The organism is Anaerovibrio lipolyticus, from assembly GCF_021531495.1.
Taxonomy (GTDB): Bacteria; Bacillota; Negativicutes; order Selenomonadales; family Selenomonadaceae; genus Anaerovibrio.
In genome coordinates this window covers 1-16,457 of sequence record NZ_JADYTY010000038.1, presented here as the reverse complement: position 1 = coordinate 16,457, position 16,457 = coordinate 1, and the positions used below count along the sequence as shown (strand labels likewise).

Genomic DNA, 16,457 nt, shown 5'->3' with positions numbered 1-16,457 from the left:
TAAGTACCGAGGCGCGAAGAGTACCTGTGCAGGGTACTCCCATACCGCTTATTAGTGTATTCATCGCAATTTTACGCCTTGGCACTATTTGAAATGACCTATTTTTACGAAAATAGCAGAATTATTGGGATTGACAGTATCGATACGCCTTGATGATTCGGCAACAGCCGGAGGGGCATGACACTTTTGCGTCGGGCCCATTAAGTCGGACAGAGCAAAAGTCGTTATGACCGCAGGCTGTATTTCGAAAATTTTTGACATCTCGAATTATATTTACAATCCTAGGGAGATAGTCAACTCGTCAAATCAGAATTTATGTCAGTATATATTGGTGGAATGGTGGGGAGTTTTGTGATACCATAATATTATCAATATTACAGGGGCGTGAGGATATGACGGAAATGGAGCAGAAAAAGGCGGCCAAGGCTTTTGTGGAGAAATGGCAGGGGAGGGGCTATGAGAAAGGTGAAACCCAATTATTTTGGGTAGAGCTTTTGCAAACTGTCTATGGTGTAGAAAATCCCGCTTCCTATATGGAATGTGAAGTTCAGGTTCAACTGGAAAATACCAGTTTTATAGATATTTATCTGCCAGCCACCAAGGTAATGATAGAACAAAAATCCATTAACAAGGACTTGTCCAAGGCTATTCGTCAATCTGATGGCACAATGCTAACGCCTCTCCAGCAGTTGAAGCGGTATGCTGCGGCTTTGGGGTATTTCAAATATCCTCGCTGGGGTATTACCTGTAATTTTCAGGAGTTTTATATTTATGATATGGGACAGCCCAATGGAGAGCCGGCTGTTTTGAAGCTGGAGGATTTGCCTAGGGAATATCATCGACTGAATTTCCTGGTGGATATGGGCGATGACAGAATCAAGCGGGAATTGGAAATATCTCTTAATGCTGGTACGCTGGTAGGCCGGATGTATGAAATGCTGTTGAAGCAGTATGGGGAGAATCCGACGGAGGAAATGCTCAAGAGCCTGAATATGCTGATTGTGCGGATTGTTTTCTGTCTTTATGCTGAGGATGCGGGAATTTTTGGCCGTCGCAATATGTTCCATGACTATCTGGCAGATTTCCAGCCCAAGCATTTTCGGCGGGCGCTGATAGATTTGTTTGAGGTTCTGGACACTCCTGATAATGCTCGGGACCCTTATATGGAAAAAATATTGGCAGAGTTCCCTTATGTCAACGGGGGCCTTTTTGCGGATAATCATCTGATTATTCCAACCTTTAGCGAGGAATGTGTAGATTTGATTCTCAATGTGGCTTGTCCCTTTTCTTGGGAGGGAATTTCTCCTACTATATTTGGTGCGGTATTTGAGTCCACTCTGTCGGCCAAAATCCGTCGTAGTGGAGGAATGCACTATACCAGCCTAGAGAATATTCACAAAGTGATTGATCCTCTTTTCCTTAATGATTTGCAAAAGGAATATGAAGCCATTGCAGACATCCCTCAGCCCAAGGTTCAGAAGCAAAAGCTAGAGGCTTTTCAGGATAAATTGGCTGGACTGAAATTTTTTGACCCTGCCTGTGGTTCTGGCAATTTCCTGACAGAAACTTATATTTCTCTGCGCCGTTTGGAAAACAAGGTTATTGACCGTCTTACCAAGGGGCAGATTGTGTTGGGCGAAATGGCCAGCCCTGTGAAGGTAAATATCCATCAATTCTACGGTATTGAAATCAATGATTTTGCCTGTGTAGTAGCCAAAACAGCTATGTGGATAGCCGAGTTGCAGATGATGCAGGAAACTCAGAGCATTGTGGAAATGAATCTGGACTTTTTGCCCTTGAAATCCTATGTGAACATTGTGGAGGGAAATGCTCTCCGCATGGATTGGCAGGAGGTATTGCCACCTAGCCAGTGCAATTATATTATGGGCAATCCGCCTTTTGTAGGACAGTCATTAAGAAGCAAAGAGCAGTCTGATGATATGACTATGATTTTTGGTAAAGGCAATCCTATCAATAAACAGGATTATGTACTATGCTGGTATAAGAAGGCGATACTTTATATTAATACGGCTTTGCCTAGATTGATAAAATCTGCTTTTGTTTCTACTAATTCGATTTGTCAGGGAGAGGCTGTACCTACTTTTTGGCAAGAAATGTGTACGCATGGTGTAAATATCATATTTGCGCATACATCATTTATTTGGAATAGTGAAGCTACTGAAAAGGCGCATGTACATTGTGTTATTGTCGGTTTCGCCAATAGCTCTTTTAAGGGTATAAAGCGAATATATTCCAATAATGAAGAGCATATAGCTAATCATATTAATGGCTATTTATATGATGCCCCTGATATATGGATAACCTCAAGGACGAATATCCAAAAATCAGGATTACCAAAAATGACGACAGGCAGTCCGCCTACGGATAATGGCGGTTTGTTACTGACTGCGGAAGAAAAAGAAATTTTTATCAAGAAATATCCAATTTTGGAAAAATATATACGTCCTTTTATAGGTGCTAGAGAATTTTTACATGACAATATAGGTACATATTCAAGATATTGCTTATGGTTTAAGGATGGTAATAATAAGGAATTTGGACATATACCTGAAATCAGAAAACGCTTAGAGATGGTTGTTGAGTTACGCAGTAAAAGCAAGGCAGACAGAATTCAGAAAATGGCAGTATATCCATGGCTTTTTTGTCAAATAAGACAACCATCATCTACTTATCTAGTATTTCCACGACATTCTTCCGAACGGAGAAGATATATACCAATCGGTTTTGTCGAGTCGGAGATAATTGCTGGTGATGCTTGTAGTATTATACCTGATGCCACGATTTATCAATTTGGCGTATTAATTTCCAATGTTCATATGGCATGGATGCGTGTAATAGCTGGCAGATTGAAAAGCGATTATCGCTATTCGCCATCTATCTACAACAACTTCCCTTGGCCTGCACCCACCGAGGCTCAAAAGGCTAAAATAGAAAAAACAGCCCAAGGCATCCTGGATGCCAGAGCCAAATATCCAGATTCCAGTTTGGCTGACCTTTATGATGAGGTATTGATGCCTCCAGAACTGCGAAAAGCACATCAAGCCAATGATCGGGCAGTAATGGAAGCCTACGGCTTCTGGGGTAAGCTGAATACTGAATCTGAATGTGTAGCCCAGCTAATGAAAATGTATCAGAAATTAGTAGATAAATAAAGAGCAATATGCATAAAGCCCCCACGAGTTCCAGTCGTGGGGGCTTGGTTATAGTGACTATCTGCATTGTTGCTATTAAGGCATAGAAAAACCGCCAATGCTTTTGGCCGAGCTAAAGGGCGGTTTTTCATACTTAGCTTTTTCTGTTCGTCGGGGCAACCGTCTATCGGTGCTCCTCTTATTTTTATTATACCTTGCATATTTGTTAATGGCAAGTTTATTGGACAAAAATAGGTAAATATTGCTAAAAAACATTATTTGTGGTATACTTTGATTGACAAATGATGTGCTGTATGGCAAGCGTAACGGTTGTTGCCTACAGGTAACACAAAGCCCCCACGAGTACCAGTCGTGGGGGCTTTGCTATACCTTATTTTGGAAGCCGTATCAGCTTCAGGTTAGTTGCCAGTTAATTTCTGTCTAGCCATTTGCAGATATAGTGACAGGCTATTCCTGCCATAACAGAGATTAAAAATGATGTGCTATATTCAAACATGCGTAACACCTCCTTCCGGGTGGAAATAGAGGCGGCAACATAAGAATTGTATCATAAAACAAGAGTATTTCAAAGCGAATAACATCATAAAAGGGAGTTGTTGTGGATGAGGAGAATATTTATCATTTTGTGTTTGTTAATGGTGTGGACAGAGAGTGCCTTGGCGGCGGGAAATCTGGGGGTGTTGTGGGATTGGCAGGCCCCGGGAGAGAAGGAGAGCCGGCTGGTACAACGAGAAAAATTGCCGGGAATAGATGTATTATCTCCTAGCTGGTTTATTATTGAGAATGCCCAGGGCAAAATCAAAACCCGTCATGGCAGTGTGAAGTATGTCCGTCAGGCTCACAACAAGGGGTATCAGGTGTGGGCTTTGATTACCAACAATTTTGATCCCAAAATGACCAGCAAGCTGTTGGACAGTCCCCTGGCACGGAAAAGGGTGATTGCCCAGATGGAGAAGCTGGCCAAGGATTATGAGCTGGATGGTTTTAATCTGGATTTTGAAAATATCAATCCGGCAGACAAGGACAAGCTGACGGATTTTGTGCAGGAAATTAGCAAGGCCTTGAAAACTCAGGGGCTGATTATTTCCATAGATGTGACCATTCCCAGCAATTCCGGCTATTGGTCCAAATGCTACGACCGAAAGGCCATAGCAGAGGTGGTGGATTATGTGATGCTGATGGCCTATGATGAGCACGGGGCTGCTTCCGAGGTTAGCGGTTCGGTGGCTTCCCTGCCTTGGGTGGAGGATGGTATTCAGAAAACCCTGCAGGAGGGGGTGCCGGAGAAAAAGCTGATTCTGGGTATGCCTCTTTATATGCGTCTTTGGCAGGAGACAAAGGGGAAGGTGAAGGCCAAAACCCTATCTATGGCTCAGGCAGACAAGGTAATTCAGGAAAAGGGATTGGTGCCTGTGTGGCTTTCCAAGGAGGGACAGTATTATTTTGAATATCAGGAGAAAAATAACCGCTATCGGGTATGGCAGGAAAATCGCCGTTCTCTGGCCTTGAAGGCTTCCTTGGTGAATCGCTACAATCTGGCAGGAGGTGCCTATTGGCGCAGTACCTTGGAGACAGAGGATGTGTGGCCAGCCTTGGCGGAAACTCTGTCCTACGGCAAATAAGATAATTTGTAAATATTTTAGTTGAAGGGACATATGGCCTTTCAAAATCCTCTCGAAAACCATATAATATCCTTGTAATGAATCCGAAATGCTAGCAAAAACAGGATATAATATTATGGAAAACAAATATTTAGATAAAGTTTTACCGTTTCTTCAGAAAATTTCCAAAGAACGGCGAGAAAAATTTTATACCTATTTCCAAAATGCACCTTTGTGGCTGCTGGATTCCTTCCAAGTAGAAAATATGCCCAAGGAAACCACTTTTATCAGGGCTGGGGACCCGGTGGATACAATTTATTTTATTGGCAGCGGCATTATCAAGGGCACAGATTACAGAATCCTAGGGGTATCCTTTGATTTTATGATTTTTACGGATGTATATGCCTATGGGGGCATGGAGGTTATCATGGATTTTGATACCTATCAGACCTCCTTGCAGACTGTTACGGATTGTATCGTCTTGAAGATACCCAAGGGACAGTTTGCCAAATGGATAAAATCTGACATCTGGTCCTTGGGCCATGAGGCAAAGCTGATGGGGCAGTATCTACTAGAGCAGGCTCGCAACAATCGGGTTTTCCTGTTTTTGCAGGGGGCCGATAGATTGATTATGCTGTTGACCATTATGTATGAACAGTCGGAAGTGGTAGAGGAATTGACCATTGCCAATGATAGGCAGAAGCTGTCAGATTATACTGGTCTTAGCGTCAAAACCATTACCCGGGCTGTTCAAAAGCTGGAGTCTCAGGGGATGCTTAGTCGCTCTCGCAGTAAGCTAACTGTAAACCAACAGCAGTATGAATTAATGAAGGAAAGTCTGGCAGAGATTTTGGAAACAGAGACATAGGGGAAATAGGAAAAAGAGCAGGTATTAGATAAGAGGGGGAGCTTATTATGCAGAACTATTCAGGTGAAGAAGGATTACAGTATCATGTACAGATTCGTCCAGGGGATGTAGGTAAATATGTTATTTTGCCGGGAGATCCTAAGCGCTGTGCCAAGATTGCAGCACATTTTGATGATGCCAAGTTGATTGCTGATAACAGAGAGTATGTTACCTACACTGGTTATTTGGATGGGGAAAAGGTTAGCGTAACCTCCACCGGTATTGGCGGTCCATCTGCGTCCATTGCTATGGAGGAGCTGGTAAAGTGCGGTGCAGATACCTTCCTGCGGGTAGGTACCTGTGGCGGTATTGATTTGGATGTTAAGGGTGGCGATATTGTAGTTGCTACTGGTGCTATTCGCATGGAGGGCACCAGCAAGGAATATGCCCCTATTGAGTTCCCTGCTGTGGCAGATTTGGATGTTACCAATGCTTTGGTAAAGGCCTGCAAGACCTTGGGCATGAATTACCATGCTGGTGTGGTACAGTGCAAGGATGCTTTCTATGGTCAGCATGATCCTGAGATTATGCCAGTAAGCTATGAGCTTTTGAACAAATGGGAAGCTTGGAAGCGTTTGGGCACCAAGGCTTCTGAAATGGAATCTGCAGCTTTATTTATTGTAGCCAGCCATTTGAAGGTACGCTGCGGCTCTGATTTCCTGGTAGTAGGCAATCAGGAGCGGAATGCTCTGGGCATGGAGAATCCTATTGTCCATGACACAGAGGCGGCTATCAAGGTGGCTGTTGAAGCTATTCGTACTTTGATTAAAGAAGATAAGAATAAATAAGGGCAACGGAGGACAAGGTGATGCAGTTAGCATTTAATTTATTAGGCATTTTGGTAGTCTTTGGCATTTGCTGGCTTCTTTCCTGGCAACGGAAGTCCATTAACTGGAAGCTTATTGGCAAGGCCTTTGTTATTCAGCTGTTGTTGGCTGTGTTTATTGTAAAGGTTCCTTTGGGACAGCAGGTTATTTCCATTCTTTCTGATGGAGTTACTGCCGTAGTTAATTGCGGTAAGGATGGCGTATCCTTTGTCTTTGGCGATTTGGCAGATACCTCCAAGATGTTTGTCTTTGCGGTATCATCTCTGGGAAATATTATTTTCGTATCTGCTTTGGTAGAGTTCCTTTACTATATTGGTGCTTTGGGCTTTATCGTTACTCATTTGGGACGGTTGGTCAAGAAGCTGGTAGGTTCCACAGAGGTAGAGAGCTTTGTAGCTACAGCCAATATGTTCTTGGGCCAGACTAGCAGCCCTGTATTGATTAGCAAATACATTGGCCGGATGACGGACAGTGAGATTTTTGTTATCCTGGTGGCTGGTATGGGTAGTATGGATGTGTCCATTCTTACCGCCTATGTATCTATGGGTATTCCAATGGATTATCTCCTGATGGCCAGCATGCTGGTACCAGTAGGCAGGATTCTCATTGCCAAGATGATTTTACCTGAGATGGAAACCTGCAACAATGTGGATAATCTGAAGATTGATAACAAGGGTGGCAATACCAATGCTATCGAAGCTATTATGAATGGTGCGGGTGTAGGTCTGCAGGTGGTTCTGGGTATCTGTGTGGCTCTGATTGCGGTTATCGGCATGGTGGCTTTGGTAAATATGATTCTGGGCTTTGCTGGACTTAGTCTGGAAATGATTTTCGGCTATGTATTCTGTCCATTTGGCTATCTCATGGGCTTTGATACTGTAACTGCTATGCAGGAAGGTACTTTGCTGGGTCAGAAGCTGGCTCTTAACGAGTTCGTAGCTTTTGGTACACTGGGAGCATATATCAGCACCTTGGATTCCAGAACTGCTATGATGTGTGCTATTTCTCTGGCAGGTTTTGCCAATGTCAGCAGCATGGGTATCTGCATCGGTGGTATTGGTGCATTGTGTCCTGAGAAAAAGGGTGTGCTTTCCCGGATTGTAGTTCGTGCGATGCTGGGCGGTATGCTGTTAAGCATTCTCAGTGCTATGCTTTGCGGTTTAGTAGCGTTGTTCTAAAATAAGTTAAGGCAAGGACATGGTATATATAGGGGTTATAAAGATATATGGAAAGCGGGGTTGAAAAATGAGCGGGAAAAAATATAAGCGGATTTTTACCATTGTAATTGATTCACTGGGTGCTGGCGCCATGCCGGATGCCGCTGAATATGGTGATGCAGGAACTGATACCCTGGGCCATATTTCCGAAAGTGTGGATAGCTTTGTCATTCCCAATTTGCAGAAGCTGGGCATGGCCAATCTACATCCCCTGAAGCAGGTGGAGGCAGTGGCAAAGCCTTTGGCTCATTATGGTAAATTGCGGGAGGCCAGTACAGGCAAGGATACTATGACAGGTCATTGGGAAATGATGGGTTTGCATATTACCAAGCCTTTCAAGACCTTTACCGATACCGGTTTTCCCCCAGAGCTGATTGCAGAGCTGGAAAAGAGGACTGGCCACAAGGTTATTGGCAACAAGGCGGCCAGTGGTACAGCTATTTTGGATGAGCTGGCCGAGGAAGAAATTGCTACAGGTCATATGATTGTATATACCTCGGCGGATTCTGTGCTGCAGATTTGTGGTAATGAGGAAACCTTTGGCCTGGAGGAGCTTTATCGCTGTTGTGAAATTGCCAGAGAAATTACCATGAAGGATGAGTGGAAGGTAGGCCGTATTATTGCCCGTCCTTATGTGGGCAAGAAAAAGGGAGAGTTTAAGCGTACCAGCAACCGTCATGACTATGCCTTGAAGCCTTATGGCAGAACAGCCCTGAATGTCTTGAAGGATAAGGGCTATGATGTGATTTCTGTAGGGAAGATTGCGGATATTTTTGATGGTGAGGGCATTACTGAGGCTAACAAGTCTAAAAGCTCTGTCCACGGCATGGAGCAGACCATTGAAATAGCCCAGAAGGATTTTACAGGCTTGTGCTTTGTAAATCTGGTGGATTTTGATGCACTGTGGGGACATCGGAGAAATCCAGAGGGCTATGCTCAGGAGTTGGAAAAATTCGATGTGAAGCTGGGAGAATTATTGCCATTATTACGAGAGGATGATTTGCTGATTATTACGGCAGATCACGGCAATGATCCAACCCATACCGGTACGGACCATACTAGAGAAAAGGTGCCATTTATTGCCTATTCTCCATCTATGAAGGAAAATGGCCAGCTGCCAGAAAGCGATACCTTTGCGATTATTGGTGCAACCATTGCAGATAATTTTGGTGTGGATATGCCAGAAGGTACGATAGGTTATTCTGTTTTAGATAAATTGGTTTAAGGAGAAGTGTTTATGGATAAAAAGGAAGTTTTAAGCAAGGTAGATCATACACTGCTGGCTCAGGTGGCTACCTGGGGAGATATTAAGCAGATTTTGGATGATGCAATGAAATATGAGGTTGCCTCTGCCTGTATTCCTGCTGCTTATGTAAAGCAGGCGGCAGAATATGTTCAGGGCAAGCTGGCTATCTGCACCGTTATTGGTTTCCCTAATGGTTATAGCACTATGGCAACCAAGGTTTTTGAGGCTGGGGATGCTGTGGACAATGGGGCCGATGAGGTTGATATGGTTATCAACATTGGCTTTCTGAAAGATGGCCGCTATGATGAGGTGGAGGAGGAAATCCGCCAGATTCATCAGGCCTGCAAGGGCAAGCTGTTGAAGGTTATTATTGAAACCTGCCTTTTGACTGAGGAAGAAAAAATCAAGGCCTGTGAGCTGGTAACCAAGGCTGGGGCGGAGTATATCAAAACCTCTACTGGCTTCTCTACTGCTGGTGCTACCTTTGAGGATGTAAAGCTGATGCGGGAGCATGTAGGTAAGGATGTGAAGGTAAAGGCTGCGGGTGGTATTTCTTCCTTTGCAGACGCGGAGAAGTTTATTGAGCTGGGAGCAGACCGTCTGGGTACCAGCCGTTTGGTAAAGATTATGAAAAGGGAGGGCTGATTATGACTAATGCAGAGTTGATTGCAGAAGCAAAAAAGGCAAGACTTCATGCTTATACTCCTTATTCTCATTTTCAGGTAGGAGCGGCTTTGGAAACCAAGGCTGGCAAAATCTATCATGGGTGTAATATTGAAAATGCTGCTTATGGCCCTACTAACTGTGCTGAGAGAACAGCATTCTTCAAGGCCGTTTATGAAGGGGAAAGAGAATTTACCAGAATCGCCATTGTAGGGGGGCCAGAAGGACAGGAAGCCAATGCTACCTGTGCTCCTTGTGGTGTATGCCGTCAGGTAATGCGGGAATTCTGCACTCCAGATAGTTTTGAGATTGTTCTGGATGATGGCAAGGGGGGAGAGCTGGTTTATACATTGGAGCAGCTTTTGCCAGAAAGCTTTGGGCCAGAGGATTTGGGCAAATAAAATTAGATATGGGGACTGCCTCTCAATCTTGGGAGGCAGTATTTTTGTGGCCGAATTTTTACATTTATTTTACAAAAACCTTCTAATGGATTTTACATTCAGGGGTTAATATATTCCTAGATTTCCAAGGAGATTAGTTATCAGGAATAATTTTATCAAGGAGAGTGTAAACAAGATGAAGAAGTTTTTACTGGTTGTAATGTCCATTATGATGATGGGCCTGACATTGGTGGGTTGCGGCAGTGATACTGCTGAGAAGGGTGCCGGTCTTAGCGGTGCGGTTTCCACCAACGGCTCTACTTCCATGGAGAAGGTTATTGGTATTCTGTCTGAGAAGTTTATGGGGGATAATAAGGGTGTTACCATTACCTACGATGCTACTGGTTCCGGTACTGGTATTGAGGCTGTAAGCAAGGGATCCACTGATATTGGTCTTTCCTCTCGTGCTTTGAAGGACAGCGAAAAGGCAAAGGGCCTGAAGGAGACTACCGTAGCTCTAGATGGTATTGCCATTATCGTCAATGAGAACAGCCCTATTAACGATTTGAAAACCGAGGATGTAGCTGCCTTGTTCAATGGTCAGGTTACTGACTGGAGCAAGCTGGGCGGCAAGGCTGGCCAGGTAGCTGCCATTGGCCGTGAGGCTGGTTCCGGTACTCGTGATGGTTTTGAGTCCATTACCAAGACCAAGGATAAGTGCAAACTGACTCAGGAGCTGACTTCCACAGGTGCTGTTATTGAGGCTGTAAAGAACAGCGAGGGTGCTATCGGTTATGCTTCCTTTGCTTCCGTTGAGAATCAGAAGGGTATCAAGGTTTTGAAGATTAATGGTGTAGAGTGCACCGAGGATAATATTGCTAACGGCAGCTATGTAATCCAGCGTCCATTTAACCTGATTACCAAGGAAGGCACCAAGTTGAGCGAGGCTGCTCAGGCATTCTTCGACTTCATGACCTCCAAGGCTGCTGCTGAGCTGATTTCTCAGGCTGGTGCAGTACCTACTGCGAAATAAAAGAGGTCTAGCGTGATATGAAAAACAAAACTAAATGGCAGGAGCTCACCGAAAAAGGTATCAACGCTGTGTTCATGCTTTGCGGTATTGTGGCAGTAGGTTTCGTCCTTTGTATCACAGTACATCTGGTTATTGCCGGCCTGCCAGCTATTATGAAAATAGGTTTGCCAACCTTTCTCTTTGGCACTACCTGGCAGCCAACTGCTACCACAACAGAGCCGTCATTTGGTATTCTGCCATTCATCCTAACCAGCATCTATGGTACTGCTGGAGCAGTGCTGATAGGTGTCCCCATTGGCCTTTTGACCGCCATCTTTTTGGCCAAGGCCGCTCCGCCAAAGTTTGCCAAGGTAATTCATACTGCGGTTGAGCTTTTGGCAGGTATCCCATCTGTAGTATATGGCCTTGTAGGCATGATTATACTTGTTCCTGGTATTCAGAGGGCCTTTGATTTGCCCTCTGGTGCCACCTTATTAGCAGCCATTATCGTGCTGACCATTATGATTTTACCATCCATCATCAACGTATCTGAGACTGCACTGCGGGCAGTACCTAGAGAATACGAAGAAGCTTCTATGGCGTTGGGAGCTACTGAGATGGAGACATTTTTCCGGGTAAGCCTTCCAGCTGCCAAAAGCGGTATTGCCGCAGCTGTGGTATTGGGTGTAGGTCGTGCCATTGGCGAGGCTATGGCCATTATCATGGTATCAGGCAATGTGGCTAATCTGCCGGGGCTGCTTACTTCTGTAAGGTTCATGACCACAGCCATTGCATCGGAGATGGCCTATGCCGCCGCAGGATCTCTGCAGCAGCAGGCATTGTTCTCTATCGGCCTGGTACTGTTCCTGTTTATTATGATGATTAACGTATTCCTGAATGTATTTGTCAAGGGAAGGAGGACAGCCTGATGGTTGAGAATGTTGCTGTAAGCCAGCCTGTAGCCCAGCCTACTGGCTTTTCCAAGCGTAAGCTGTGGAATCAAGGTGCCAAGGTCCTGATTTGGGGCAGTGCCATTTTGACCTGTGTGTTGCTGGCCTTTATTATAGGCTACATCTTTTATAGAGGTGTACCCTATCTTTCCTGGGAGCTTTTGACCTCCCAGTCCAGTTATGTGAAGAAAACTATCGGCATTCTTCCTAACCTGATGAATACCCTGTATATTATCCTGGTGGCTATGGTTATTGTTTTGCCACTGGGCACAGGGGCTGCTATCTACCTGACAGAGTACGCTACTAACAAAAAGCTGGTTAAGCTGATTGAATTTGCCTCTGAGGCTCTTACTGGTATTCCTTCCATTATCTTTGGTTTGGCAGGCTTGGTTCTGTTTTCTGAAATGTTTGGTTTGAAGCAAGGTATTCTGGCTGGTGGTCTTACTTTGGTAATGATGGTACTGCCGGTTATTATTCGTACTACCCAGGAAAGCCTGAAAACAGTGCCTAACGCTTATCGTGAAGGTTCTCTGGCTATGGGTGCCAGCAAATGGCATATGGTACGTACTGTGGTACTGCCTAACGCTGTTGATGGTATTGTTACCGGTTGTATTTTGTCCATCGGACGTATTGTAGGCGAGTCTGCTGCTCTGTTGTTTACGGCGGGCTTTGGCCTGGTATTGAATGATTTCTTCACGGCACTGGAATCCTCATCTGCTACTTTGACAGTGGCCTTGTATGTATATGCCAGCGAGCGTGGTGAAACTAATGTAGCCTTTGCTATTGCGGTTATTTTGATGACTCTTACCTTGATTCTGAACTTCTCTGCTAATTATGCAGCCAAGAAGCTGAAGAACTAAATTTGATGGGAGATTGTTATGGATACAATAATGGAAGTAAAGGACTTGAATCTGTGGTATGGGGATCATCATGCCCTCCATGATATTAACGTGGATATACCTAAAAATCAGATTACAGCCCTGATAGGTCCTTCTGGCTGTGGTAAGTCTACCTTTTTAAAGACTTTGAACCGCATGAATGACCTGGTTGAAAATGTAAAGATTACAGGTAATATCATCTACAATAATGAAAATATCTATGCCCCAAAGGTTGATGTAACCTGGTTGAGAAAGAGAATTGGCATGGTGTTCCAGAAGCCAAATCCTTTCCCTATGAGCATCTATGATAATATTGCCTATGGCCCACGTACTCATGGTATTACCTCTAAGGTAAAGCTGGATACTATTGTGGAGAAATCTCTAAAGGATGCAGCTATCTGGGATGAGGTAAAGGATAGATTGAATACCTCTGCCCTGGGTATGTCTGGTGGTCAGCAGCAGCGTCTGTGTATTGCTAGAGCTTTGGCTGTGGAGCCTGATATTCTGTTGATGGATGAGTCTACCTCTGCTTTGGATCCTATTTCCACTGGCAAAATCGAGGAGCTGGCTGTGGAACTGAAGAAGAAATACACTGTGGTTATGGTTACCCATAATATGCAGCAGGCGGTACGTATTTCTGATTACTGTGCCTTTTTCCTGTTGGGAGATTTGGTGGAGTTCAGCAAGACAGAGGAAATGTTCTCTATGCCAAAGGATAGAAGAACAGAGGATTATATCACAGGGAGGTTTGGCTGATGAGATCTATGTTTGATCAGCAGCTGAAAACTCTGAACGAGGAAATGCTCTATATGGGCGGTCTTTGTGAGGATACTATTCAGCAGACCATTGAGGCTCTTATGTCTGGGGATGTGAAAAAGGCTCATGCTCTGAATAATATGATGAGCCAGCTTACCCAGCAGGAGCGTAGTATTGAAAATATCTGCCTCAAGCTTTTGATGCAGCAGCAGCCGGTGGCTAGGGATCTGCGGACCATATCTTCTTCTCTGAAGATGGTAACAGATATGGAGCGTATTGGTATTCAGGCCTGTGAGATTGCGGAGATTATTGCGGCAGGCAATGTGGTAAGAGCTACTGATAAGGTGGATTTCCAGGAGCTGTCTAATGAGGTTAGCCATATGGTGCAGATGGCCATGATGGCTTATGATAAAAAGGATATGAATTTGGCAGATGAGGTTATCAAATACGATGATGTGGTGGATAAGCTTTTCTGTGATATTCGGGAAGATTTGATTAAGCAGTTGAAGGATGATACCAATGATGCAGAGTGTTTTATTGATATGCTGATGATTGATAAGTATTTTGAGCGTATTGGGGACCATGCCGTGAATATTGCCAGCTGGGTTAAGTTCTCTATTACTGGTGAGATTCAGATTGTAGAGTAAGCCGGAGAATATAAAAGCCTTAGAAACTGAAAGCAGTTTCTAAGGCTTTTTGCATAATGGGTAAAATTCTGATTTGCCGAATACATCTTATCCATTATTAATGGCGATATGGGAGTACCCTTTCAGGTACGTTCTCGCTACTTTTCTCGCCTAGCGGTACTAAAGCTCTCATGAGGCAATTTATTTATACACTTTCTGTAGGCATGGCATATACCATTACAGGCACGCTCGCGCTATATTGATGTGCCTCACGCTGCTAAACTCATTTAATCACATGAAAAGCTTCACGATGTTCACCTTTTCATGGCTTAAATTCGTTAAGAAGCGAGGCACATCGATATACCTGTTAAGGGTATATGTCATGCCTTCTATTTTGTGTATTCATTGCACCTTCCTGCTTTGGCACTGTTTGAAATGATCGTTTTTCTACGAAGGTAGCAGAATTGTCGAAGATTGGCAATACCGATAAGCCTTGATGATTCGACAACAGCCGGAGGGGCATGACACTTTTGCGTCGGGAGACTCCTGCTTTTGCGTAGCAAAAGTGGTCCCGGTGGCACTCTCTACCGTTACGGCCTCCGTGAATTGGCTCAGCGACAAGCGGTACTGGTGCGTCAGGATAAACCATCAGATAGGGCCATTAAGTCGGACAGAGCAAAAGTCGTTATGACCGCAGGCTGTATTTCGAGAATCCACTGACATAACGACTTTCAGTTACAATATTTGAGTAGATAGGCAATTCGGCAAATCAGAATTTAAGTACTACGCGCAATGAGGTAGCGGCTTGTCGAACCTTCCATTTGCAGCATTCCCGTAGGGTAATAAAATAGTTTTCTCTAAGTTCAAATTCTCTAAACGATTTGTCCCTGCGCAAAGCTTGCAGAATATCAGGCTCTGGCAATTCCTGCATAGGCATTGTATAGTATGGATAATTTTCTGGTAAATATAATTGGGGATAGCCCCCACCTGCTAAATGATCATAAAAAGCGGACTTCTTAGCTCTAGCAGTATAATCATGAAGTAAAAAATCAAGATGAAAGATGTGTCCTGCAGCACAGTGAAGACGAGGACTGTAATTTTGTAGATTTTCATGTACTTTATTATTACCATAGAATATATTGCTATCATTTTTTATAAGTCGTTTTTGCCAATCATAATAATGCGCTTTTGTAACAAAATGGCTCCATTGGGATATACTGCATATATGGTAACGTGGCATAGTAATACATTTAAAGCCACTATGAAGGTATTTCAGAGTAGTGGCAAAATTTTCGCCTATAAATTCATCAGAATCCAAAATAAAAATCCATTTACCAGTGCATTTGGATAGACCATAGTTTTTTTGTCGTCCAAAATGACCTTCAAATTCTCTAAAGTAAATTTTATCGGTGTATCTGTTGGCAATTTCTAGCGTTTTATCTTGTGAACCAGAATCTAGAACTATTATTTCATCTGCATATGGCTGAACGCTCATTAAAGCATAATTTATACTTCGTTGGTTGTTTTTCGTCAATATTAAAACTGAAAGAAAAGGTTGTGGCATAATAAAATCACCTACATTAAATATTTCTTTTACTATAACACAAATGCCCCCCCGTACAAGACAGGATGAAATTCTTTTATATTCCTTCACAGCTCGCCTCTAATACCTGCCTGCAACAGCCTTATTCTTGACAAAAAAATAAAGGCATATTCGCCTTTCAAGCCGAATATGCCCTTTTTTCATAAAACTTGTAAATATTTATTCTGTTGTTTTTATCATTAATTAAAATTTTTTATATAAGGTTTGTTTGGAAAAATACCTTATAATAAAGCAGCATATTTGGCAAATTCACTCTTTGGTATGCCAATAAACTCCATAGCCTGTTCCTTAGACCAGCTATTCTTGGCAATAATCACCCGCAGAATTTCTACAGTTTTATTCAACGCGCCAATAGCTTTGCCACGCGCTTCGCCCATTGCCTCGCCAATGGCTTTTCCACGCGCTTCCCCCATTGCCTCGCCAATGACTTTTCCTCTTGCTTCACCACGAGCCTCTGCCCTATCTAATACTTCACACATATTGATTCCCCCCTTGTCATGAGAAAGTTCTCTACCCATTTCAACATATCTATTATCCTGAGTTAGTACAGACATTAATTTCAAGAAACTATCTGTATGCCTGATGATTTTATCCTTTGGTACATAATCCTTATTTTTA

The 16,457-nt window shown here is 43.5% G+C and carries 15 protein-coding genes and 1 pseudogene; 14 read left to right on the top strand and 2 right to left on the bottom strand.

Features of this window, described 5'->3' with window-relative positions; genetic code table 11:
• The first annotated feature begins 392 nt into the window (after positions 1-392).
• From I6E26_RS10065 to I6E26_RS10000, 14 genes are all read left to right on the top strand, one after another.
• On the top strand, positions 393-3,173 hold the full coding sequence (locus I6E26_RS10065; RefSeq protein ID WP_235321732.1) for a DNA methyltransferase: 2,781 nt from the start codon (positions 393-395) through the stop codon (positions 3,171-3,173).
• Positions 3,174-3,796: 623 nt separating this feature from the next.
• Positions 3,797-4,795: a glycosyl hydrolase family 18 protein gene (locus I6E26_RS10060; RefSeq protein ID WP_235321731.1), complete on the top strand. Its 999-nt coding sequence runs from the start codon at positions 3,797-3,799 to the stop codon at positions 4,793-4,795.
• 115 nt (positions 4,796-4,910) lie between these two features.
• Positions 4,911-5,642: a Crp/Fnr family transcriptional regulator gene (locus tag I6E26_RS10055; RefSeq protein ID WP_235321730.1), complete on the top strand. Its 732-nt coding sequence runs from the start codon at positions 4,911-4,913 to the stop codon at positions 5,640-5,642.
• Between the two features lie 47 nt (positions 5,643-5,689).
• Entirely contained in the window at positions 5,690-6,469 is a 780-nt protein-coding gene (gene udp, locus I6E26_RS10050; RefSeq protein ID WP_235321729.1) for a uridine phosphorylase, read from the top strand.
• A gap of 20 nt (positions 6,470-6,489) precedes the next feature.
• On the top strand, positions 6,490-7,686 hold the full coding sequence (locus I6E26_RS10045; RefSeq protein WP_235321728.1) for a NupC/NupG family nucleoside CNT transporter: 1,197 nt from the start codon (positions 6,490-6,492) through the stop codon (positions 7,684-7,686).
• Between the two features lie 67 nt (positions 7,687-7,753).
• On the top strand, positions 7,754-8,950 hold the full coding sequence (gene deoB, locus I6E26_RS10040; protein WP_235321727.1) for a phosphopentomutase: 1,197 nt from the start codon (positions 7,754-7,756) through the stop codon (positions 8,948-8,950).
• A gap of 12 nt (positions 8,951-8,962) precedes the next feature.
• On the top strand, positions 8,963-9,616 hold the full coding sequence (gene deoC, locus I6E26_RS10035) for a deoxyribose-phosphate aldolase (RefSeq protein ID WP_235321726.1): 654 nt from the start codon (positions 8,963-8,965) through the stop codon (positions 9,614-9,616).
• Between the two features lie 2 nt (positions 9,617-9,618).
• Positions 9,619-10,035 carry a cytidine deaminase gene (locus I6E26_RS10030; RefSeq protein WP_235321725.1) on the top strand — a complete coding sequence of 139 codons (417 nt, stop codon included), beginning with the start codon at positions 9,619-9,621 and terminating at the stop codon, positions 10,033-10,035.
• Positions 10,036-10,210: 175 nt separating this feature from the next.
• Complete coding sequence (locus I6E26_RS10025) at positions 10,211-11,047, top strand: phosphate ABC transporter substrate-binding protein (RefSeq protein ID WP_235321724.1); 837 nt, start codon at positions 10,211-10,213, stop codon at positions 11,045-11,047.
• A gap of 17 nt (positions 11,048-11,064) precedes the next feature.
• Positions 11,065-11,955: a phosphate ABC transporter permease subunit PstC gene (gene pstC / locus I6E26_RS10020; RefSeq protein WP_235321723.1), complete on the top strand. Its 891-nt coding sequence runs from the start codon at positions 11,065-11,067 to the stop codon at positions 11,953-11,955.
• Positions 11,955-12,836: a phosphate ABC transporter permease PstA gene (pstA, locus tag I6E26_RS10015; RefSeq protein ID WP_235321722.1), complete on the top strand. Its 882-nt coding sequence runs from the start codon at positions 11,955-11,957 to the stop codon at positions 12,834-12,836. The genes pstC and pstA overlap by 1 nt, the downstream gene beginning before the upstream one ends.
• An 18-nt stretch (positions 12,837-12,854) precedes the next feature.
• A complete protein-coding gene (pstB, locus tag I6E26_RS10010; RefSeq protein ID WP_235321721.1) occupies positions 12,855-13,610 on the top strand; it encodes a phosphate ABC transporter ATP-binding protein PstB in 756 nt (251 codons plus the stop codon).
• A complete protein-coding gene (phoU, locus tag I6E26_RS10005; RefSeq protein ID WP_235321720.1) occupies positions 13,610-14,257 on the top strand; it encodes a phosphate signaling complex protein PhoU in 648 nt (215 codons plus the stop codon). The genes pstB and phoU overlap by 1 nt, the downstream gene beginning before the upstream one ends.
• 531 nt (positions 14,258-14,788) lie before the next feature.
• A complete protein-coding gene (locus I6E26_RS10000; RefSeq protein WP_235321719.1) occupies positions 14,789-14,956 on the top strand; it encodes a hypothetical protein in 168 nt (55 codons plus the stop codon).
• A 49-nt stretch (positions 14,957-15,005) separates the two neighbouring features.
• Here I6E26_RS10000 and I6E26_RS09995 read toward each other — a convergent pair whose 3' ends face one another.
• A complete protein-coding gene (locus I6E26_RS09995) occupies positions 15,006-15,890 on the bottom strand; it encodes a glycosyltransferase family 2 protein (protein WP_235321718.1) in 885 nt (294 codons plus the stop codon).
• Positions 15,891-16,060: 170 nt separating this feature from the next.
• A pseudogene (locus tag I6E26_RS09990) lies at positions 16,061-16,457 on the bottom strand (hypothetical protein); the annotation flags it as partial.

Excerpts from the sequence above, each read along its gene's own strand:
- I6E26_RS10065 (WP_235321732.1), top strand. The coding sequence starts at position 393 with ATGACGGAAATGGAGCAGAAAAAGGCGGCCAAGGCTTTTGTGGAGAAA.
- I6E26_RS10055 (WP_235321730.1), top strand. The coding sequence starts at position 4,911 with ATGGAAAACAAATATTTAGATAAAGTTTTACCGTTTCTTCAGAAAATT.
- udp (WP_235321729.1), top strand. The coding sequence starts at position 5,690 with ATGCAGAACTATTCAGGTGAAGAAGGATTACAGTATCATGTACAGATT.
- I6E26_RS10045 (WP_235321728.1), top strand. The coding sequence starts at position 6,490 with ATGCAGTTAGCATTTAATTTATTAGGCATTTTGGTAGTCTTTGGCATT.
- deoB (WP_235321727.1), top strand. The coding sequence starts at position 7,754 with ATGAGCGGGAAAAAATATAAGCGGATTTTTACCATTGTAATTGATTCA.
- deoC (WP_235321726.1), top strand. The coding sequence starts at position 8,963 with ATGGATAAAAAGGAAGTTTTAAGCAAGGTAGATCATACACTGCTGGCT.
- I6E26_RS10030 (WP_235321725.1), top strand. The coding sequence starts at position 9,619 with ATGACTAATGCAGAGTTGATTGCAGAAGCAAAAAAGGCAAGACTTCAT.
- I6E26_RS10025 (WP_235321724.1), top strand. The coding sequence starts at position 10,211 with ATGAAGAAGTTTTTACTGGTTGTAATGTCCATTATGATGATGGGCCTG.
- pstC (WP_235321723.1), top strand. The coding sequence starts at position 11,065 with ATGAAAAACAAAACTAAATGGCAGGAGCTCACCGAAAAAGGTATCAAC.
- pstA (WP_235321722.1), top strand. The coding sequence starts at position 11,955 with ATGGTTGAGAATGTTGCTGTAAGCCAGCCTGTAGCCCAGCCTACTGGC.
- pstB (WP_235321721.1), top strand. The coding sequence starts at position 12,855 with ATGGATACAATAATGGAAGTAAAGGACTTGAATCTGTGGTATGGGGAT.
- phoU (WP_235321720.1), top strand. The coding sequence starts at position 13,610 with ATGAGATCTATGTTTGATCAGCAGCTGAAAACTCTGAACGAGGAAATG.